The organism is Companilactobacillus insicii (genome assembly GCF_003946015.1).
GTDB lineage: Bacteria > Bacillota > Bacilli > Lactobacillales > Lactobacillaceae > Companilactobacillus > Companilactobacillus insicii.
Genome location: NZ_RHNU01000068.1, coordinates 1 through 1,971 on the forward strand (window position 1 = coordinate 1; position 1,971 = coordinate 1,971).

Consider the following 1,971-nt stretch of genomic DNA (forward strand, 5'->3'; position numbering starts at 1 on the left):
TTTGGTTCTTTCTCAAGTTTGGTTATAAAAAAATAGAGTCATCATCAATTTGATTATTCAAGTTGATGATGACTCTATTTTTTTCTCTTACATTTTTAATAATTGAGTATACGCTTATGATGAAAGGTGGCTTTATTATGAACAAATATCATTCTTTGAACATTAATGATTTTTTACTGGGCAGAAATTATATTATTTACGATTTTAAAGAATTGAATAGAAAATTATACATTTATATAAAGTCCCGTTCACATGGTTGTGCATGTCCTAAATGTGGCACTGTATCTCATACATTTTCTTCCACATATCATCGTATTTTACAAGACACCCCAATTCATAATAAACAAACTTACCTTGATATTGATTGCTATAAATATAGATGTCTAAACTCTAATTGTCCTCAAAACATCTTTGTAGAAAGGTTACCATTTGCCGGTTCATATCAAGTTAGAACACATGTCTTGAATACATTTATAGTAGGATGTTCTATTTTCTTAAGCAACGAGAGTACCAGTCGTATCCTTAAAATGCTTGGTGTAAGTGTAAGCAATGATTCGATTCAAAGGTTATGTGATCAATTAAAGTTTAGTGATGATCCTAATGTCAAGGATATTGGGATTGATGACATCGCTATTAAAAAAGGAAATAATTATGCAACGGCAATATACAGAATGGATAATCATCAAATGATAACTTTGTTAGAAGGACGTGAAGCTCAGTCCGTTAAGGACTGGCTAAACTGTCATAAGAAAATAAGACTTGTTGCTAGAGATCGTGAAGGTGCCTATGCAGCTGCTGTCAATCAAGAGCTACCACAATCTGTACAAGTGGCAGACAGATTTCATCTCCTACAGAATTTAATAAGTCATTTGAATGATATTCTTAAGTCGAAGTTACCTCCAATCGTTTTTATTCAGCACGGAAAGATTATAGAGAAACCACCACAAAGAAAACGTGTTCAAGGATTATGTTCACCAGAATTATTGGATCATTTATATTATGACAATACTCCACTAACAGATGACAAAGGAAATAAGATATTATTCGACAATAAAAGACATGATCTCAATTCAAAACAGTATAAGGATCAAGCAATTAGGAGACGTGAAAAACAGAAAAAAATTGAATACATCCAGTCGAATTATAAAATGACATCAAAATCCATCGCAAAAGCAGCTTCGGATTTTGACCTAAATAAAGTTACAGTTAAAAAGTATATGAAAATGTCTGTTCCAGAAATTCAGAATTTGAACACTCCACAAAATTATAAAAAGCGTAAATCCTTTATGAATGATTATTTGAATATTATTTTTAAAATGATGTGTGATGGACTAACTAATCAGGTAATTTACTCATACATTGTTACACACGGGTACACGGGTGATAAGAAACAACTACACAAATATATCCGGTACATAAGTGAAGATAACTTTCCAAATCGTCCGTCCAATCGAGTAAATCCTTCTCCAAAGAAGACTTCAATAATGCTTGTCAAAAGACATAGGCTAATAAAGTTCCTGTTGTCTGTAAACAAAGATATGAATGTAAATAAAGACTTAATTCAAAACTTATCAATTATGGAACAAGCTTATCCAATAATAAAAATTGCTTCCAGTATGTTCTCGGAATTCCGTAGTATCTTGATGGGACGGAACCCTTACAAACTAGACGATTTTTTGAAGAAATACGGTAATTCTATAATATCTAATTTTTGTAATCGAATAAAAAAAGATATCGCCCCAGTCAAAAGCGCGATATCTCTAAACATCAGTTCTGGCTTTGTTGAAGGTAATAACAATAAGCTCAAACTAATCAAAAGAATTGTATATGGTAGAAGCGGAATAGTCAACTTCCGTGAAAAATGTTTATTGGCATTTGCAGCCAGCCAGGATGATTTTAATCTTCAAAAGTTTAATCAGAACTGGATTACTAATCCGGTCTAAATCTCTTATAACCAAACTTGAGAAAGAA

Annotated in this window: 1 protein-coding gene; it reads left to right on the forward strand. The window is 31.9% G+C overall.

The genetic code is table 11. From position 1 onward, the window contains the following. The first annotated feature begins 137 nt into the window (after positions 1-137). Entirely contained in the window at positions 138-1,943 is a 1,806-nt protein-coding gene (locus tag EKM79_RS12145) for an ISL3 family transposase (RefSeq protein ID WP_125569158.1), read from the forward strand. Positions 1,944-1,971: the final 28 nt, after the last annotated feature.

What these genes read in the sequence shown, in the direction of transcription:
- EKM79_RS12145 (WP_125569158.1), top strand. Translation starts at nt 138, where the DNA reads ATGAACAAATATCATTCTTTGAACATTAATGATTTTTTACTGGGCAGA.